Source organism: Andreesenia angusta (genome assembly GCF_001855385.1).
Classification (GTDB): Bacteria; Bacillota; Clostridia; order Tissierellales; family Gottschalkiaceae; genus Andreesenia; species Andreesenia angusta.
The window spans coordinates 115,852-134,995 of the sequence record NZ_MKIE01000002.1 but is presented as its reverse complement, the minus strand read 5'-3'; the positions used below and the strand labels follow the sequence as shown (position 1 = coordinate 134,995).

Here is a 19,144-nt window from a genome sequence, read left to right as displayed (position 1 = left end):
CTTCACCTACTTAAAATAGATTGTATTTTATTATATCCTTATACGTTATAAACACCGTAAACATCATAAGCAGCAGAAACCCAACTATGTGGACTCTGCCTTCCTTCTCTGGATCTATAGGCTTGCCTCTCAGAGCTTCCAAGAGCAGAAACATAAATCTGCTTCCGTCCAGAGCCGGTATAGGCAGTAAATTGAAAAAGCCCAGGTTCACACTTATCAATCCAGCTATATAGAACACGTATAGGAAGCCTGTCTTAGCCGCTTCTCCAACTATATAGATTATTCCTACCGGCCCTGAGACATCGTCTGTTCCAACTCCCCCTGTAAAGAGCCTGCCTATGAAATCGAACATAAGCCCTATGACTTCTACTAGCGTCTTTCCAGACATAGAGAGGGAGTCGCCTATCGAGCTCTCCATCTCAGGCGATATGCCTATCAGCAGTCTGTTTTCATCTGCATTAAGCTCCGGAGTCATCTTGAACGACTCGACGGCATCCCCTCTTTCAACCTCAACGTTTAGCTCCTTCTCTCCAAGCTTTCCTATAGTCTCGCTCACGTCTCCCCAGGAGTCTATGGCTATGCCGTCTATCTCTGTGATCCTGTCTCCAGGAGCAAGCCCCGCTTCGTATGCTGGTGAACCGCTTGAAACTTCAGATATCTCTGTGGTAGGGCTTCCCACCCCGTAGAAGTATATCCCGAAAACCACAAAGGCAAGCACGAAGTTCATAATTGCCCCTGCCAGTATTATGGCCATTCTGGCTTTTACGCTTTTCTTGTTGAAGCTTCTGCCGTCTTCGGAGTCCTCGTCCTCACCCTCCATCTTGACAAATCCGCCTATCGGAATCAATCTAAGAGAGTACTCTGTTTCTCCGAACTTCTTTCCAAAAATCCTCGGTCCCATTCCCACCGAAAACTCATTCACCTTTACGTCTGACAACTTTGCAACTGCAAAATGCCCGAATTCATGTACCACCACTACAAGACAAAATACAAATATTGTCGCCAATGCTGTCTGCATATATTCACCCCTTAAATACGTCTAGAGACTACAAACTCCCTTGTCCATCTATCCGCTTCTAGTATATCCTCTAAAGACGGCTTGCTCTTCACAGTGTGGGCTTCCATTGCCGCTTCCACGCTGTCAGCTATATCCAGAAACCCTATCTTCTCTTTCAGAAAAAGTTCCACAGCCACTTCGTTTGCCGCGTTCAGCACAGAAGGCATAGTGCCTCCTACATTTGCCGAATCCACTGCAAGCCTTATAGCCTTGAAAGTGTCTCTGTCCGGCTCTTCGAAAGTGAGCGATTTCAGCTTCAAGAAATCCAGTTTCTCCACATTGTTCCTGGCTCTATATGGATATGTCAGCGCATACTGTATTGGTATCCTCATGTCTGGAGTCCCCATATGTGCCATTATGCTACCATCTACGAACTCCACCATAGAGTGTATTATGCTCTGAGGATGCACTATAGGGCATACATATTCCATATCTATGTCGAAAAGCCATTTAGCCTCTATCATCTCAAGTCCCTTGTTCATAAGTGTGGCCGAGTCTATACTTATCTTGGACCCCATGCTCCAGTTAGGGTGATTAAGCGCTTCTCTCACACTTATGTTTTTGAGCTCATCTAGCTTTCTGCCCCTGAAAGGCCCCCCTGAAGCCGTGAGTATTATGCGCTCCACCTCGGACCTTCTCTCGCCGTTTAGGCACTGGAATATAGCGGAGTGTTCGCTGTCCACCGGTATTATTTCAGACCCCTTTTCCTCTGCGGCCTTCATAACTATTTCCCCTGCTGTGACAAGCGTCTCCTTATTTGCAAGTGCTATCTTTTTGCCTTTTTCTATCGCGGCGAGCGTAGGTAGAAGTCCAACCATACCCACAACCGAAGTTATAAGTATCTCGCTTTCGTCGCGTGCTATCTCAAGCAGCCCTGACTCTCCGGAGTAGACTTCCACATCTTTAATCCCGCCGTCTTTTAGCTTTCTCAAAAGCTCGTACTTCGCCTCCTCTGTTCCAACTGATACGTGGCGAGGCCCGAACTCTTCAATCTGCTCATAGAGCTTGTCTATACTGCTGTTTGTAGAAAGCCCCTCAACTTTAAATCCAGGGTTATTTCTAACTACGTCAAGCGACTGTGTTCCTATAGAGCCTGTAGATCCGAGTATGCTTATCTTTTTCAAATTCTCACTCCCAATGAAAACTGTATTTAATACAATCATAACCCATCTACTTTATATAATCAATTTATAAGTTCTTACAAATAGCCTACATAAGCCCAAAGAGCTTCAAGCTGTAGTATATGAAGGGTGATGCGAATATTATGCTGTCAAACCTATCTAGCACCCCGCCGTGGCCCGGCATGAGATTTCCGTAGTCCTTTATCCCCGCTATCCTCTTTATCCTAGAGGCCGTAAGGTCTCCTACCTGCGAGATTACCGAGCCGAATACAGCCATAATCCCTATGAGGAACACCCCGTTTACCTTAAAGTACAGCGAAAACACGACAGCCGATACTGCAGCTCCTACTACTCCGCCTAAAGCTCCTTCCACTGTCTTTTTAGGGCTTAGGTGAGGGCAGAGCTTGTGCTTTCCGAAAAACATGCCTGTGAAATACGCAAAAGTGTCTGTCATCCACGCCACTATGAATATAAGCCATATCAGCATGCTCCCCTCGAAGCTGTATAGATGCGAAAGGAAGAAAGCCACGTATATCCCCCCGAACATAGAGTAGCTGACGTCTTTAAGCGTAGTGTCTCTTTTGAGAACCATATGCATAGCTACAGCTATGGCGTAGAGAAAGAGAATCTCCCCCAGATAATCCTCCATCCCAAGTATATCTTTGAAGAAAAGTGCAATCGCGAACAAATAGTTCATATACGACACTATGTACTTGTCTTTTAAGCCTTCAATCGCCCTGTGGTACTCATAGAGCCCCACAAGCGTGATTGCCAGTATTGTGCCTTTGAAAACCATTCCTCCGCTATAAAGCACCACAAGCAGTATTGCCAATCCAATAAGTCCTGAAATTATCCTAGTCTTCATAGCGTTAAATTCCTCCAAATCTTCTTTTTCTTTTTTGGAACTCTGCTATGGCCTCGTGCAGATTCTCTTTCTTGAAGTCGGGCCAGAGCGTGTCTGTGAAAATAAGTTCGCTATAAGCTATCTGGTAGAGCAGAAAATTGCTTATCCTCTCTTCCCCACTTGTCCTTATAACCATATCAGGGTCCGGCTGGCTTCCAGTGTAGAGGTAGTCCTTAAAGCTCTCTTCGTCGAGGCTGTCTAAATCTCTCTTTCCCTCTAGCACCTCACTTGCGAACTCTCTTATGCCGCGTACAATCTCCTGCCTCGACCCGTAGTTAAGAGCTATGTTCAAGACTATATTGTCGTTGTCTTTTGTCTTCTCCATGGAATTCAGGATTTCAGTTCTCACCTTCTCAGGTATTTCATCCAGGCTCCCCAACACTCTTATTCTGACTCCGTTTCTATGAAGCTCGTCTAGCTCTTTCTTCAGGTATTCTGCCAAGAGCTTCATAAGCATTTGGACTTCATCTTGTGGCCTCTTCCAGTTTTCAGTCGAAAAAGCGTAAAGCGTGAGGTATTTTATCCCAAGTTCATCAACTGCCTTTATAGCGTCTCTGACCCTTTCAACTCCTACTTTATGCCCCGCTGTCCTGGGAAGAAACCTCTTTTTTGCCCATCTTCCGTTTCCATCCATTATAATAGCTATATGCTCGGGCAGTTTTTCCGTGTCTATCTTTATAGAGGGTTTTGCCAAAACACCCACCTCCTGTTGAAATAAAAGAACCCCTTCTGGAGGAAGGGGTTAAAAGTAACCTACAGTCAATTCTATGCTTTTATCACTCTCCAAAACCCTCAGTATTCTGGGCTCTCCAGAGTTTTCTTCCCTATGCTTTGGAGAGAATGTTTCCACTATTTTAATATCCTTGGGCGTACTCCCGCCGATAACTTCAAGCCCTTCATCTAGGCGGAACCCAAGCACGTCAAATCCATGAAGTCTCAAACTACACCTCTAGAAGTTCCTTCTCTTTTTCTTCAGTTAGCTTATCTATTTCAGACACTTTCTTGTCTGTTATCTCCTGGACTTTGGCTTCTGCAGCCTTCACATCGTCCTCAGTAAGCTCTCCGTCTTTGAGCATCTTCTTTATGGCGTCGTTTGCATCTCTTCTCTGGTTTCTGATGACTACCTTGGCATTTTCAGCCGCTTTCTTTACAACCTTTATAAGCTCTTTCCTTCTCTCCTCTGTAAGCTGAGGGATGGCAAGCCTTATTATCTTTCCGTCGTTTGACGGGTTAAGCCCTAGGTCTGAAGCCTGTATTACCTTCTCGATTGCAGCTATAGTGCTTGCATCATAAGGCTGTATCACAAGCAGTCTAGGCTCTGGTGCAGATACGTTCGCCAGCTGGTTAAGCGGCGTAATCGCTCCATAGTAGTCTATAGATATTCTGTCTAGCAGTGAAGGGTTCGCCCTTCCAGCTCTTATGCTGCCTAACTCTTCTTTGTAAGCCGATATAGTCTTGCTCATTTTATCTTCTGTGTTTTGATGTATCTCTAAGTTCATATTTAAACCCCCTTGACATCTGTTCCTATTTGTTCTCCAGTCACAACTCTCACTATGTTTTCAGGATCGTCTATGCCGAATACTATCAGTGGTATGCTGTTGTCCATACATAGAGATGTAGCTGTAGAGTCCATTATACCAAGTCCTCTGTTCAATATGTCTATATATCTCAAACTTTCGAATTTTTTTGCAGAAGGATTTATCTTTGGATCTGAATCGTAAACTCCGTCCACTCCTTTTTTCGCTAGAAGTATCACTTCAGCCTCTATCTCAGCGGCTCTAAGCGCGGCAGTGGTATCTGTAGAGAAGTAAGGATTTCCAGATCCTGCGGCAAATATAACAACTCTGCCTTTTTGCAGATGTCTTATGGCTTTTCTCCTTATATAAGGCTCCGCCACTTCCTGCATCCCTATCGCAGTCTGCACTCTAGTGTCCACTCCTATGTTTTCAAGTGCGTCTTGAAGCGCAAGTGCATTTATAGTAGTTCCTAGCATCCCTATGTAGTCAGATGTAGCTCTGTCCATTCTCTGAGCACTTCTTCCTCTCCAGAAATTTCCTCCCCCTACTACTATAGCTACCTGAACATCCATCTCGCCTATTTTAGATATCTCTTTCGCTATATTGTCTACCGTCTCTTCGTCTATTCCAAATCCTTTATCCCCCGCTAATGCTTCCCCACTTAACTTCAGTATTACTCTCTTAAATTTAGGTTTATCCATGAAAACAACTCCTGTGATTTTTTTATTGACCTATCTATTAAAATGGAGAACATAAAAATGCCCTCCATTCACAGTGCTATAACTAAGCGTTCATTTGCTTTGCAACTTCTTCAGCAAAGTTCTCTTCTTTTTTCTCTATTCCTTCACCAACTTCGTATCTAGTGAATCTTCTTATCTTGATATTTTCTCCTATCTTAGCTATCTTCTCAGCTAGAAGCTTTTCTACAGTAGTGTCTGGATCCTTTATGAAAGGCTGCTCTAGAAGGCATATCTCTTTGTAGAACTTGTCTATTCTTCCCTCTACCATTTTCTCCACTATGTTAGCTGGCTTTCCTTCGTTTAGAGCTTGTTGAGTAAGAACTTCTCTTTCTCTCTCTATATCGTCTTGCTGAACTTCTTCTCTTGAAACATACTTAGGGTTTGCAGCAGCTATCTGCATAGCCACGTCTTTTACGAAAGCTCTGAAGTCTTCGTTCTTAGCTACGAAGTCAGTCTCTGTGTTGACTTCAACTATAACTCCTATTCTTCCACCGTGGATGTAAGCCTCTACAACTCCCTCAGAAGCTATTCTTCCAGACTTCTTAGCCGCTTGAGAAAGTCCTTTTTCTCTAAGTAGGTCTATTGCTTTTTCTATATCTCCGTTAGTCTCGTCTAGAGCTTTTTTACAGTCAAGCATTCCAGCTCCCGATACTTCTCTTAGTTCTTTGATTAAAGCAGATGATATTGCCATTCTAATTCCTCCTAGTAGTCTTTATCTTTATTTTAACTGATCTTTAAACTAAATAAAAGGGTAAGAGTAGCAAGGGAATATTCCCTACAGCCCCTTACCCGAATTTACTTACTCTTGTATTTGCTCTTCTTCTACTTCTTCTTCAACGCTCTGCTTTCCTTCTAGAACAGCATTAGCTATTGTCTCAGTTAGAAGCTTAACGGCTCTTATAGCGTCGTCGTTTCCTGGAATTACAAGATCTACTTCGTCTGGATCACAGTTAGTGTCTACAACTCCTACAACTGGTATTCCAAGTATTTTAGCTTCTCTTACAGCTATCTTCTCTTTTCTAGGGTCTACAACGAACATAACTTGAGGTACGCCCTTCATTTCCTTTATTCCGCCTAGGAATTTCTCAAGCTTGTCTCTCTCGTGCTTAAGCTTTATAACTTCTTTCTTTGGAAGTACGTCGAAAGTTCCGTCTTCTTCCATCTTGTTAAGCTCTTCTAGTCTGTCTATTCTCTTCTTTATAGTGTTGTAGTTTGTAAGCATTCCTCCAAGCCATCTTTGGTTAACGAAGTGCATTCCACATCTCTTTGCTTCGTTTTCGATAGACTCTTGAGCTTGCTTCTTAGTTCCTACGAAAAGAACTTCTCCTCCGTCAAGAACTGCATCTCTTACGAAATTATAAGCTTCTTCTACTTTTACAACAGTCTTCTGAAGATCTATTATATAGATTCCGTTTCTCTCTGTAAAAATATACTCTGCCATCTTTGGGTTCCATCTTCTAGTTTGGTGTCCAAAGTGTACTCCTGCCTCTAGTAGGCCTTTCATTGATATTACTGCCATTTTAACAGCACCTCCATTTGTTTTTCCTCCACCCTCATCCTCTCCTCAAGGAACCTTTCGGCACCTCCTCGAGAATTAAAGAGTGTGTGTAGTTTCACCTTAAGTAGTATAACATAGCGCAATTATATAATCAATAAATTATTTCACAAGACCCTTCACTTTTAGTATTATCTCTACTTCCCGCTTTCCCATCTCGAGCTTCTTGGCTATCTCGTTTGGTGAAATCCCGGCCTTGTACATTATGGCAACTGTGTCCCTGTGGTCAAGAGTTCCCCTTTCAAGCTCGGGCTTTACAGGAGTCTCCTCTGCTTCTTCTTCATACTCAACTTCGTATTCGCTCTCCGCAATCTCGTCTATAAACCTAAGCTCTTCATCGTCTAAGTCCACATCTAGCTCTAAGTCCATGTCCTCTCTCAAAACCTGCTCAAAAGTCTCAGCCTCAGAGCTTCCGGACTTTGCTTTGGCGATCAGTATTACCGAGATCAAAACGAGAACCGCCCCTATGATCAAGAAAAGAGTGTCCAAAATACCTCACCTACACTTTCATATCTATTTTTCTTCCAACCGATATTCTATCGCTCTTGACTGAAACGTTCAAGCCTTCGAGGCTATTTTTCTCAGGTGCTTTTTGAGCTCCGTCTTCGCATTTCTCTTCGCCGTCTCCACGACTGCCCGGCTTTCCATCCGGCTCTTTGCGAATCCTGGCCTTCTCTGCATTTTCAGAGTCGTTGACCTGCCTTATATCTCGCTCCACTTTCTTTTCCTGTTCGCTCTGCTGTACTACAAGCTGGCTCTTGTCTCTTATATTTCTTTGATTTTCAGCCTCGGAAAGCTCCTGGGTCTTCGGTATAAACCCTTTCATGTCTATTGGACTAAGTCCCATCCCGATCCCTCCTATTTATCTATAAAAGGTCCTATCTTTATCTCACCGTCGAATTGGTCTTTGTATATTGTGCTGTGGGCTATGTCTTCGTCGATTTGGTATATGCTTGTGCCAATAGTTATCCTGACGCCTGGGTGTATAATGTCCTCGAATACAACTCTTCCCCTTATGACCTGCTTTTCATAGTTATTTCTGTCCGCCATGGCTACGGCTTCTTCTAGCCTCTTTTCCAGATCTATCTTTGTATCTATGGCGCTTAGATACATACCTCTCTTTTTCTCGTCTAGTATGCCCCTGTCGTAACTTCCCTTGAGATGTGATATCACCTGTTCAAGCTTGTATATATCAGCCTCTAAGCTGTCTATGCCTTTCTTCAGCAAGTCGGTCTCTTGCTTTATATACGGGTCCACCCCTACCTCTATAAAAGTTGGCGTCGCCATGACCGTACCTATGCTCTTGGCTCTGACTTCGTTCTTGGCCCTTGTCCTTCCGCCCATTATAACGCCTTTCTTGCCGCTTGCAATTACATCTCCTCTGCTCACTATCTCGCTGTGGAGCATCATCTCTGACTCAACCAGCTTTTCAGAAAACACATAGGCGCTCTCTATGTACCTAGAGTAGATATTCCCCTTCGCCTTGACCTCGCATCTGTCGCTTCCGAGTATGCCCTTCTTTATAAATATGTTCCCTTCGCTCTCTACATTTGCGCTCTCTATTACACCTTCCACTTCGAGATCGCCCTTGCACTTTACGGTGAACCCAGTGAGTATATTTCCCTTTATCTTGACGCTTCCCTTGAAGTCTATATTCCCTACAGAGTTGTCTACATTACCTCTGACTTCGTACACCTCGTATATATTTATCTTTCCGTCTTCTAGCTTTATCTGCCCGTCAGTTCTAGATACAAGCAGTTTGCCGCCTTCTATCTCTTCTACGTTTTTTCCGTATTTGAAGCTGGCGAATTTCCCTGCTTTAAAAGTCACAACGTTTCCAAAGACGTCTTTGCCGTCTTCCCCCTCTTCAGGAGGTATCAGCTCCGCTATCACAGTGTTGGCCTCTATATTGTTGAAAAGCTCAAGCTCCTTGAAGTCCACAGTTCCGTCCTCTTTGACTCTCGGATTGGTCATAGACTCTGTTTTGAACTTGTAGTCTACATACCCGTCTTTTCCGTCCACGGCCCTAATCCCTTCGGCTACAAGCACCGGCCTGTTGTACATCTTTTCTGATACAGCTTCTTCAAGCTTGCTGTAGTCAACGCCTATCTTGAACACCTCTTTGATCTCTTCAAGTATCTCGCTTGGACTTTTTTCACTGTTCTCGAACAGTATTATGAAGCCGTTCATCTTGTCCGCACTTGCATATGTCAAAAAACCGTTCTCAGGCACTTCCCTCTCTTGGGCAGGCGCTATTTTGAACGGTATGCTCCCATATTCAGAAAATCCCTTCTTTACATCGGAAAATATGATGTCTTTGATTCCATATTTGCTTATTATTTCAAATATGGTCATAAGGTCCAGCTTTTTCCCCTGCTCTAGAAAGCTCATATAAACCCCGTCATCCAAGTAGTCTATGTAAAAAGACGGCTCCGAGTCCAAGGACTCTCTGCTGCTCTCCTCTTCCTGCTCTACTTCTGCTTGCTCAGAATAGCTTATCTTCACTTGGTATGACTTCACCTTGCCAAAGAAGCTCTTTTCCTTTTCAATTACCTCTATTTCGACTTCTTCTCTAGACTTAGAAATCTGAAGCAGCCCTCTGTCTATTATTTCATCTATTTCTTTTCCTTCTAGTACGATCTCTTTTATATCCAATCCCAACGCCTCCACTTCTGTCTCTAGTATTTGTCAACTCCAGCTTTGTTCAGGCTGTTCTTCAGACTCAGTATAGCTTTGCTGTGTATCTGAGATATTCTAGACTCAGAAAGTTCTAAAACCCTTCCTATCTCCTTGTATGTGAGTTCATCAAAATAGTACATCGATATAACTAGCTTTTCCTTCTCTCTAAGCTTGTCTATGTTCTGAGCAAGTATTTTCTTCACTTCAGTTGCCTCTAGGACCTGCTCCGGCGTCTTTTCCTCGCTGCTGAAGCTCATGTCCTCCCTTTGGGAAATCGTATCCTCTAGAGACACAACCGATGAAACCGATATTTCGGAAAGAGTGTTTTCCACTTCCCTCAAATCCAGTCCCAACTCTTTTGCAATCTCTTCGTTTGTCACGGACCTTCCATACTTGTTCTCTAGCCTGCTTATCGTGACTTCCATGTCCTTTGCTTTCTTTCTTATTCTCCTTGGAATCCAGTCTAGCTTTCTGAGATTATCTATCATGGCCCCTCTTATCCTTATCTGCGCATATGTCTCGAACTTGAGGTCCCGCTTAAGTTCAAACTTGTCTATGGCATCTATAAGCCCAAACACTCCATACCCTAAGAGGTCGTCATATTCTATATTCCCCCCATAGAAATTGTACATTCTCCCTGAAATTATCTTAACAAGCGGAAGGTATTCAACTATAAGCTCTTTTTTGAGTTCTTCGTCTTTTGTCTTCTTGTATCTTATCCAAACTTCATCGAGTTTCATATCTCAACCCTCCTCAAAGGAGATGGGCTGCAGCTTTTAAACGACCTTTATTCCATGTCCTATAGTCTTTATTTGCAGCTCCCCTGTTTCAGTGTTTAGTTCAATAGTTCTTCCAAAGTTCCCACCTGTGTCTTCTGCAAGGATTCTGATTCTGTGATCTTTAAGCTTCTCCTTAGACGCTATTGCATTCCGCTCTCCAATCCTGAGCATGTCGTTCTGAGACGAGAACGAAAACATCTGAGCTCCTCCTGCTATCTTGGCCACTATGTTGCTCTTGCGAGCCCCTAGCTTGACCATCTCGTCTATAAGTGCGTCTATTCCGGTATCCGCAAACTTAGCCTTATTGGAATTGTTCTTTATTTCCTTGCTAGAAGGCAACATCACATGTGCGAGCCCAGACACTTTTGTGGACTTGTCATAGAGAGCTATCCCCACGCAAGAGCCCAGCCCAAATGTTATAAGGACACCTGGTGATTTGGTGGCCTTGTAGTCCGCCATTCCAACTTTTATCATTTCCATTACATATCTACTCCTAATGTCCTAAGTAATTTTTCAAAAGAGTCCACTTCCGGTATCAGGAAGATATCCCCCTTTATCTCGTTCTCGTCCTGCAAAAACTGCGTCTCTATAAATATGGCGTGATCGCCTGTGATTCCGAACTGTATGGCCGGAACGCTTATTACAGCCCCTGCCATGTCTACGCATATGGACGGGACTGTTACCTTCAGTGCAAGTCCTGTCATCATACTGAGCGAATTTGCATATGAAGCTGAGAGGATGTTGCCCACCTCTGAAAGAGCAGACATGTCCATTTCGTTCAGCTCAAGCTCTCCTCCATCCATCCTTCCGAACAGCATGTTGACCAGATTCTTAGAGGAATCCATGTCAAGCACGAACATTATATTTCCCTCGAGGTCTCCCTCCAGTCCGAAGTATATGCCTACAACAGGCTCTTCAGCGTCTCCAAGCACATCTAGCACGTCCTTGAACTCGAGTACCTTTATCTGTGGTACATTCATGTCCACTTTTTTGTTTATCATAGTGGACAGGGCCGTGGCTGCATTCCCCGACCCTATATTCCCGACTTCCTGTAAAACATCTATAAGCACGTCATTCAGCTTGTCTATGACCACTTTTCACGCCCCCTATACTGTCTCTTCTTCTACTTCATATCCTACTACTTTCATAAGGTCTATGAGTATTATGAGCCTGTCGTTCTTCTTCCCTATATACTTCACAAAGTCGTCAGCTATCGAATCCTTCATAGTCTGCGCACTGTCCAGCTCGTCTTCTGCAAATGTTATGACTTCAGAAGAACTGTCCACTAGAAGCCCTACCTGCATATCATGAACCTGGACTATTATTATCCTGGAGTTTCCGTCTTCTTCTTTTTCATGAAATCCAAGTCTCTTTCTGAGGTCTATTACAGGTACAACTTCACCTCTTAGGTTTATTACTCCCTTTATATAGTAGTTAGCATTTGGAACTCTGGTGAAGTCCTGTGCCTTCTCTATTCCCTTTACATTGTTTATGTCTATCCCGTAGTACTCTTCTTCCAGTCTAAACACTACGTACTTTCTTTCATCCTCTATGCTTCTTTCCTGTTCCATTTCTTCGTTATTCAAGTTTACCATGTCTATCGCTCCTTAAAAAAGAGAATTTACGTCGAGTATAAGTGATATTCTACCATTTCCTAATATTGTAGCCCCTGCAAGGTATGGAGTGTCTAGAAGGAATTTTCCAAGAGACTTTATGACTATCTCCTGCTGTCCTATAAGCCCGTCTATTATAAGCCCAGCCTCTTTCTCCCCTTTTCTGACTATAACTATAGTCAAGTCTTCCGCTTCTAGCTCTCTGCTAAGCCCGAGTACATTGCTCAGGTCTATTATAGGAAGCGTCTTGTTTCTGAAAAGTATCACTTCTTGCTCCTGAACTTTTCTTATCGATTCTCTCTTTATAGTGCTTATCTCACTTATGGAGCTCAGCGGTATGGCATATATCTCGTCGCTCAGCTTTATGAGAAGCGCCTGTATTATTGCAAGCGTAAGAGGTAGTCTTATTATGAACTTGCTTCCTTGGCCTTCCTCTGTCTTAACCTCTATGTTTCCGCTTATAGACTCTATCTTGGTCTTCACTACGTCTAGCCCAACCCCTCTACCAGATACGTCTGATATGACATCGGCTGTGCTGAACCCTGGCCTGAACAGCAGGTCTATTGCGTCTTCTTTTGGAAGGGTGTTCGCCTCTTCCTGAGTTATAACTCCCCTCTCCACAGCCTTGGCCTTTATCTTAGGAAGGTTAAGCCCCGCTCCGTCGTCGTCTAGCTCTATAACAACGCTGTTTCCATCAGGGTAGGCCTTAAGGTCTACTATCCCCTTCTCCGGCTTGCCGGCTGCCCTTCTTTCTTCTGGCTTCTCTATTCCGTGGTCTATTGAGTTTCTGATAAGGTGGATAAGAGGATCTCCTATTTCATCTATTATAGTTCTGTCAACTTCTGTTTCCTCTCCAGACATCCTAAGATCTATGTTCTTTCCTAGGTCTTTGGTGAGGTCTCTTACCATTCTAGGGAATCTGTTGAATACCCTCTCTATAGGCACCATTCGAACCTTCATAACTGCATCGTGCAGGCTGGTCGTTATCCTCTCCAGATACTCTACGGCCTCTGTCATATTTCCCTTGTCTGCGCTTCCAGTGTCTTCTAGCCTTGTCTTTATTATTATAAGCTCTGAAACCAGGTTCATCAGGTTGTCCAGTCTGTCTATGTCTACCCTTACTGTCTTTCCGATTTTGGCGTTGTTGTTTTTCGCAACAGCTTTTTTCTCCGGCTTTTCAACCTCTTTTTTAGGGGAGGCAGCCATATCTGTTTGCTCTGCAAAAGCTGCCTGCTCTGCTTCAACAGCCAATTCTTCGGCTTTTTCTTCTTTCAGCTCTTCTACAGTCTCTTGAGAGCTGTCAGTTCCGCTTAAGTCTATGCTCTCTACAGCTACAGACTTAAGGTCCGAAATATTCGCTATTTCCTTCTGTAGCTCTTCTCCGCTCTTTTCAGATACGACTAGCACTGAAAACTTGTTGTCAAATTTCTCATCTTCTATGTCTTCAGCAGATGGGTCCGATTGCAGTATCTCTCCGTGCTCTTCTATTGTGGTGAAGACTATAAAAGCTCTTGCCGCTTTCAGCATGCAGTCCTCGCTCACCTCTACAGTTATTCTATAAGGGTTCATTCCCTTTTCCTTAGATTCCTGCATTGCGTGCTTTACATATTCGTCGATTTCTGCTCCCTGTTGCAGTCCTGAAGACTCAGAAGCTTTAACTTCCGGCTCCGCATCGCCTTTTAGAGTCTTGTCTATTTCGTTTACAAGCTCCGTGCTGTCAAGCTCTCCCTCTACCCCAGTCTCGACTATGTTGTTTATGTACTCGTCCAAACTGTCAAAGCATCTGAATAGTATATCTATTATCTCTGGAGTCGTCTTTATTTCACTGTTCCTCATGGCATCCAGCATGTTCTCCATAGTGTGTGTCAAGCTTGCTATCTTTGTAAAGCCCATAGTTCCAGACATTCCCTTTAGCGTATGTGCCACCCTGAATATCTCGTTTAAAAGCCCTATCTCGTCGTAATTGTTCTCAAGCTCCAATAGCTTGTCATTCATATGCTGAAGATGCTCTTTCGACTCCTCTATAAATATATCTAAATATTGATTCATATCCATACCATTACACCCCCATAAAGTTTGATTTCTGGATTTTAAAGCCTGTCTTTTACAGCGACTATCTCGGACGTTGATCTAAGGTCTGGATATATATCTGTAAAAAGTTTCTGCTTTCTCATCGAGTCTTTTACTTCTTTTTCTCTGCATATATACCCGATTTTCTCTACTTTAATTCCCAAAAATTTATCAGCTGTCTTTCCTAGCTTGTCTATTATCCTGTCTGACAACTCTACGCTATCGCTTTTATTGACTATGATTCGCGCGCTGTCTAAGTCCATGTTTGTACTCAAGTATTTTATACCGTAGTAAGTTTCCTGTATAGATTCAGAATCTGTATCGGTCACAAAAATCGACTCTGCATCTTTCAAGAAGAACATAAGCTTGCCTAGGTTTTCAACACCCTCTATATCTGCAAATATCAAGTCTGCATCTTTCCTCAGAATATCCACTTTTGCTCTAAAGAGCTCTTTCTCCTCTTTGGAAAGGTCCAGCACCTTGTTGGCGTAGACTATATATACGTTGTCTCTAGCCCTTAGAAGCATCTCTTTCTCGCTTCTGTCCCCGTCTATTATGTCCTTCATGTTCCTGTTCGGAATCACGTTGAAGAAGATGTCTGTAGTCAAAATCCCTGAGTTGAAGTCTATTATTATGATTTTCTTTCCCTCTTTAGCCATGAGGTTTGAGATATTGGACACTATTGTCGTATTGCCCGACCCTTCACGTCCCACAAAGGCGTACAGCTTGCCGTCTGTGCTCTCCTCTTCCTCTGGCTTCGTCTTGTTCATAAGCTCTCTTAGGTTTGCCGCTTGATCGTTACTCATCCGCTTCACCGACCAGTATCCTGCTTATCTTATCTGTGTCTATGAGCTCTATGTCGTCAGGCACATTCTGACCAGTCGTTATATAAGAGAGCTTCTTGTTGGAGTAGTACCTCGTGTTCAGTATATTGCCTAAAATGTCTGTCTCATCTTTTTTCGTGAATATTATGCTGTAGTCTTCTATAAAGTCGTATTCCTTTATTATGGAGTTTATGTTCTTCATCTCTGTCCCTATGTTCAGCAGCAGGTATATCTCCTTGCTCTTTACAGTGTTTATAAGCTCTTTTAGCTCTTCCACCTGGGGCTTGTTTTTATGGCTTCTGCCCGCTGTATCTATAAAGACTACGTCCTTGTCGCGAAGGCCTGAAAGAGCCTCGTAAACCTCGTTTGTCTCGTATATGGTCTTTACAGGTATGTCTAAGATCTCCCCGTATATCTTGAGCTGATCTACTGCTCCTATCCTGTAGGTGTCCGCAGTTATAAGCCCTATGCTGCACTTTTCGTTCAGCACAAAGTGGGAAGCGAGCTTTGCAAGTGTAGTCGTCTTTCCGACGCCAGTAGGCCCTATGAAGAATATGACCTTCTTTTCCCCGTCGTATTTAAGAGACGATACCTCGCCTAGGTAGGACTTTATATTCAGCCTCACGATCTCTCTTATCTCGTCTTTTGTCTTGTTTTCAAGCACCACCTGCTTTGACACATTTTCCACTATGTCTCTGGCCACTTCCTCTTCGACTCCATTTTCCACCATTACCTTTATGAAATCCCTGAACTCCGAAAGCGTGTCGCCCAGATCCCTGAGCTTCAGCTTTTCAGCTATATACTCTATGGACTGCTTTATATCCGAAAGCTCATCTGTCGTTCCCATGTCCACCTTTTTAGGCGGAATGATCTCATCCCTGTACTGAGGTGTCGCTTGGCTTCTGGCCCTCTCCACAAACTGGATTTCCTCTCTCTCGGCTCTAGGCGCAGGTGCCTTGGGACTCGGAGCTTTCTTTTTCACCTTGGCGTCGAGGGCTGCAAGTATTTCCACTTCCTCTTTCCCAAACATGCCCAAGAACCCTGGCTTCTTCCTCTTCTTGGTGTGGAGTATGACAGCCTCGTCTCCTAGCTCCCGTCTGACTTTATCCATAGCTTCTTTTGTGCTTTTCCCAACAAACTTTCTCACTTTCATTATATTGCCACCGTCCCTACTGATTGAACTTCAACATTTGGTTCCACTTCATTGTAAGACAAGACCACCAAATCCTTTAATGACTGTTCTGTAAGCTTCTTAAAGTAGATCCTGACCAGTGGCGCCGTAAGCACTATAGGCTGAAGCCCCACAGATGCCAGTTTCTCAACCTTAGAAAAAGTATCTTCCAGTATTCTCTGTATTGTGTTAGGGTCAAGCGATATATAAGACCCTGTATCTGTCTTGTTGACAGACCCCATTATCATCTGCTCTAGTTGGCTGTCAAGCGTTATTACCTTGAGCTCCCCCTGATCTGCAAACTTCTTGGTTATATATCTAGACAAGCTCTGTCTAGCGTACTCTGTCAGCATATCTATGTCTCTAGTCGTAACAGAGTAGTCTGCAAGCGTCTCAAGTATAGTCTCCATATCCCTTATAGAGATGCCCTCGTCTAGCAGATTCGAAAGCACTTTCTGCACCTCTCCTATAGACAGCTGATTAGGTATAAGCTCGTCTATGAGGGCTGGATTGTCTTCCCTTATGTTGTCCACTAGCGCTTTCACATCCTGTCTGCTCAAGAGCTTGCTTGAATTTGACTTTATGACTTCAGTCAGATGGGTTGAGATAACGGAAGGCGGGTCTACAACTGTGTAGCCCAGTATCTCTGCCTTCTCCCTGTCCTGCTCCAGTATCCACTTTGCCGGAAGACCGAATGCCGGCTCTCTTGTGTCTATGCCCTTTAGCGAGTCGTCAGCCATTCCAGGGTTCATAGCCATAAGGTGGTCAAAGAGAAGCTCTGCCCTAGAGACCTCAACACCTTTTATCTTTATGATGTATTCGTTAGGATTCAGCTGTATATTGTCTCTAAGCCTGACCATTGGAACTACAACTCCAAGCTCCAGAGCCAGCTGACGCCTTATCATGACTATCCTGTCTAGCAAGTCTCCTCCCTGGCTTACGTCTGCAAGCGGGATTACACCGTACCCGAACTCCAGCTCTATGTCCTCGACTTTTAATAGGTTCATTACATTTTCAGGCTTCTTGATCTCCTCTACCTCTTCTATGTCAGCTATTTCCTGCTCTTCCTCCATAGACTTCTGAGTGGCGTTTTTCATGGTGAATCCTATAAAGAAAAACATTCCAGCCAGCATGACGTAAGGTAATACTGGCAGCGGAGTAGCCAGTCCAAGCATAAGTAGGAATCCTCCTACTATGAACATGATAGTAGGGTTATTTCCGAAGAGCTGCCCTAGTAGGTCTCCTCCAAGGTTAGACTCCGAAGCCGCTCTAGTAACTATAAGTCCCGTCGCCGTCGAAATCAGAAGCGTCGGTATCTGGCTTACAAGCCCGTCGCCTACAGTCAGCAGCACATAAAGCCCAGCTGCTTCTCCGGCAGGCAATCCTCTCATTATGACTCCTGTCCCTATTCCAGCTGTTATATTTATTATCGTGATTATGATTCCGGCTATTGCGTCTCCCTTTACGAACTTGGTAGCTCCGTCCATCGCCCCGTAAAAGTCCGAGTAGCTCTGAACGTCTTTTCTTCTCTGTTTGGCCTCTACTTCAGTTATAAGTCCTGAGTTAAGGTCGGCGTCTATCGCCATCTGCTTTCCAGGCATAGCGTCTAGAGTAAATCTAGCAGCAACCTCGGCAACCCTCTCAGCTCCCTTTGTGATTACCATGAAGTTTATAAGCACTATGATCAGGAAGATAACAAGTCCTACAAATATATTCCCCCTGACAACGAAGTTTCCAAATGCCTCTATAACCTGTCCAGCGTATCCGTCGCTCAGTATATACCTTGTAGTAGATATATTGAGCGCCAGCCTGAAAAGCGTGGTTATCAGGAGCAGTGAAGGAAATATGGAGAACTGAAGCGCATCTTTTGTATACATAGATATAAGCAGTATCAAGAGCGCAAGCGCTATGTTCACGCTCAGCAGCGCATCTAGCATGATCAGCGGAACCGGTATTATTATTATTATTATTATAGCTATTATGGCAACAGCTACACCTACATCTCCGAATTTCATCGCCTTACTCCTTTTTTATTCAAACTATAAACGTAAGCGAGCACCTCTGCCACGGACTGGAAAAGCTCTTCCGGTATCATCTGTCCGATTTCAGCGTTAGCGTAAAGGCTCCTGGCCAGTGGCTTGTTCTCCACTACAGGGATTTTATGCTCTTTCGCTATTTCCTTTATCTTCTGAGCCAGATTGTCCTGTCCTTTAGCTATTATGTAAGGTGCGTCGTATAGATCTTTGTCGTATTTTATCCCTACGGCGTAGTGCGTGGGGTTTGTTATTATTACATCTGCAGAAGGGATCTCCTGCATCATCCTCTGCATGGCCATCTGCCTCTGCTTTTCCTTTATCTTGGACTTTATCTGAGGATTACCGTCTGACTGCTTGTGCTCCTCTTTTATCTCCTGCTTGCTCATCATCAATTTCTTGTTGTGGTCGTACCTCTGGTAGAAATAGTCTATTGCAGCCATTATAAAGAGCGCAAGCCCTATCCTCATGGCTATCGCAAACACAAGATCTCCGAGATATGCAGCCAGCTGGCCTATCTCGAGTTCTACAGAGGTTAGAATATTTGGAATTTCATCCAGTATATAAGAGTAGACTATGTAGCCAAGCACTCCTATCTTGAAAAGTGACTTTATAAGCTCCACGACTGAACGCTTGGAGAACATCCTCTTGAAACCCTCTATGGGGTTTAGCCTGCTGAGCTTCCAGGCAAGTGTCTTGGTAGTAAAAAGGACTCCCACCTGGAGGTAGGAAGTCACAAGCCCTATGGCCATCGATATGATCGCCACCGGTGCAACCACCAACCCAAGCGTCATAAGGCTGCTCATAGCAAGGCTGACTATCCCCTCCTGGTTGAAAATCTCAGGATTAAGGCTGTGGTTCTTTATGGTATTTATCGTGAATCCCATTATATTGTCGAGCATCCACTTTCCAAATACTCTAAGCCCTGCAAAAGTTGCTATTATAGCAGCGGCAAGCCCAATCTCCTTGCTCTGAGGGATCTGGCCCTCTTTTCTCGCTTCGCTCTTTTTCTTGGGTGTGGCTTCCTCTGTCTTCTCCTGCGAAAAGAGCTGGAGGTCCAGCTTCAAGTACATATCCATAT

General features: G+C 44.0%; 21 protein-coding genes. All 21 read right to left on the bottom strand.

What is annotated here, in order from left to right:
* Positions 1–10: 10 nt before the first annotated feature.
* The 21 genes from rseP to flhB all read right to left on the bottom strand — a co-directional run bounded on the left by rseP (position 11) and on the right by flhB (position 19,142).
* On the bottom strand, positions 11–1,018 hold the full coding sequence (gene rseP, locus EUAN_RS02845; RefSeq protein WP_071061505.1) for an RIP metalloprotease RseP: 1,008 nt from the start codon (positions 1,016–1,018) through the stop codon (positions 11–13).
* An 11-nt stretch (positions 1,019–1,029) separates the two neighbouring features.
* Positions 1,030–2,181: a 1-deoxy-D-xylulose-5-phosphate reductoisomerase gene (locus EUAN_RS02840; protein WP_071061503.1), complete on the bottom strand. Its 1,152-nt coding sequence runs from the start codon at positions 2,179–2,181 to the stop codon at positions 1,030–1,032.
* Positions 2,182–2,266: 85 nt separating this feature from the next.
* The gene (locus EUAN_RS02835; protein WP_071061501.1) at positions 2,267–3,043 is read right to left on the bottom strand and encodes a phosphatidate cytidylyltransferase; all 777 of its coding nucleotides are present in this window, start codon (positions 3,041–3,043) and stop codon (positions 2,267–2,269) included.
* A gap of 4 nt (positions 3,044–3,047) precedes the next feature.
* Positions 3,048–3,776 (bottom strand): undecaprenyl pyrophosphate synthase, encoded by a 729-nt coding sequence (locus EUAN_RS02830; RefSeq protein ID WP_245674430.1) that lies wholly within the window; start codon positions 3,774–3,776, stop codon positions 3,048–3,050.
* 48 nt (positions 3,777–3,824) lie between these two features.
* Positions 3,825–4,022: a hypothetical protein gene (locus EUAN_RS02825; protein ID WP_071061497.1), complete on the bottom strand. Its 198-nt coding sequence runs from the start codon at positions 4,020–4,022 to the stop codon at positions 3,825–3,827.
* A gap of 1 nt (position 4,023) precedes the next feature.
* Positions 4,024–4,581 (bottom strand): ribosome recycling factor, encoded by a 558-nt coding sequence (gene frr / locus EUAN_RS02820; RefSeq protein WP_071061495.1) that lies wholly within the window; start codon positions 4,579–4,581, stop codon positions 4,024–4,026.
* 2 nt (positions 4,582–4,583) lie between these two features.
* Complete coding sequence (gene pyrH, locus EUAN_RS02815) at positions 4,584–5,300, bottom strand: UMP kinase (RefSeq protein WP_071061493.1); 717 nt, start codon at positions 5,298–5,300, stop codon at positions 4,584–4,586.
* 82 nt (positions 5,301–5,382) lie between these two features.
* On the bottom strand, positions 5,383–6,030 hold the full coding sequence (gene tsf, locus EUAN_RS02810) for a translation elongation factor Ts (protein ID WP_071061491.1): 648 nt from the start codon (positions 6,028–6,030) through the stop codon (positions 5,383–5,385).
* A 108-nt stretch (positions 6,031–6,138) separates the two neighbouring features.
* Positions 6,139–6,858, bottom strand: coding sequence for a 30S ribosomal protein S2 (rpsB, locus tag EUAN_RS02805; RefSeq protein ID WP_071061489.1), 720 nt, complete (start codon positions 6,856–6,858; stop codon positions 6,139–6,141).
* A gap of 138 nt (positions 6,859–6,996) precedes the next feature.
* Complete coding sequence (locus EUAN_RS02800) at positions 6,997–7,383, bottom strand: DUF6115 domain-containing protein (protein ID WP_071061487.1); 387 nt, start codon at positions 7,381–7,383, stop codon at positions 6,997–6,999.
* 10 nt (positions 7,384–7,393) lie between these two features.
* Positions 7,394–7,741 carry a hypothetical protein gene (locus EUAN_RS02795; protein ID WP_071061485.1) on the bottom strand — a complete coding sequence of 116 codons (348 nt, stop codon included), beginning with the start codon at positions 7,739–7,741 and terminating at the stop codon, positions 7,394–7,396.
* An 11-nt stretch (positions 7,742–7,752) separates the two neighbouring features.
* Positions 7,753–9,549, bottom strand: coding sequence for a flagellar assembly protein A (locus EUAN_RS02790; RefSeq protein ID WP_071061483.1), 1,797 nt, complete (start codon positions 9,547–9,549; stop codon positions 7,753–7,755).
* Between the two features lie 23 nt (positions 9,550–9,572).
* Positions 9,573–10,313, bottom strand: coding sequence for a FliA/WhiG family RNA polymerase sigma factor (locus EUAN_RS02785; RefSeq protein ID WP_071061481.1), 741 nt, complete (start codon positions 10,311–10,313; stop codon positions 9,573–9,575).
* 36 nt (positions 10,314–10,349) lie between these two features.
* Positions 10,350–10,832: a chemotaxis protein CheD gene (locus EUAN_RS02780; protein WP_071061479.1), complete on the bottom strand. Its 483-nt coding sequence runs from the start codon at positions 10,830–10,832 to the stop codon at positions 10,350–10,352.
* Positions 10,832–11,446 carry a chemotaxis protein CheC gene (locus EUAN_RS02775; protein ID WP_071061477.1) on the bottom strand — a complete coding sequence of 205 codons (615 nt, stop codon included), beginning with the start codon at positions 11,444–11,446 and terminating at the stop codon, positions 10,832–10,834. Before EUAN_RS02775 ends, EUAN_RS02780 begins: the two co-directional genes overlap by 1 nt.
* A gap of 12 nt (positions 11,447–11,458) precedes the next feature.
* A complete protein-coding gene (locus EUAN_RS02770; protein ID WP_245674429.1) occupies positions 11,459–11,947 on the bottom strand; it encodes a chemotaxis protein CheW in 489 nt (162 codons plus the stop codon).
* A gap of 12 nt (positions 11,948–11,959) precedes the next feature.
* Complete coding sequence (locus EUAN_RS02765; RefSeq protein ID WP_071061476.1) at positions 11,960–14,020, bottom strand: chemotaxis protein CheA; 2,061 nt, start codon at positions 14,018–14,020, stop codon at positions 11,960–11,962.
* Positions 14,021–14,055: 35 nt separating this feature from the next.
* Entirely contained in the window at positions 14,056–14,841 is a 786-nt protein-coding gene (locus EUAN_RS02760; RefSeq protein WP_071061474.1) for a nucleotide-binding protein, read from the bottom strand.
* On the bottom strand, positions 14,834–16,012 hold the full coding sequence (gene flhF / locus EUAN_RS02755) for a flagellar biosynthesis GTPase FlhF (protein ID WP_071061473.1): 1,179 nt from the start codon (positions 16,010–16,012) through the stop codon (positions 14,834–14,836). The genes EUAN_RS02760 and flhF overlap by 8 nt, the downstream gene beginning before the upstream one ends.
* Positions 16,012–18,045, bottom strand: coding sequence for a flagellar biosynthesis protein FlhA (flhA, locus tag EUAN_RS02750; protein ID WP_071061471.1), 2,034 nt, complete (start codon positions 18,043–18,045; stop codon positions 16,012–16,014). The genes flhF and flhA overlap by 1 nt, the downstream gene beginning before the upstream one ends.
* Positions 18,042–19,142: a flagellar biosynthesis protein FlhB gene (gene flhB, locus EUAN_RS02745; protein WP_084655707.1), complete on the bottom strand. Its 1,101-nt coding sequence runs from the start codon at positions 19,140–19,142 to the stop codon at positions 18,042–18,044. The genes flhA and flhB overlap by 4 nt, the downstream gene beginning before the upstream one ends.
* Between the last annotated feature and the right edge of the window lie 2 nt (positions 19,143–19,144).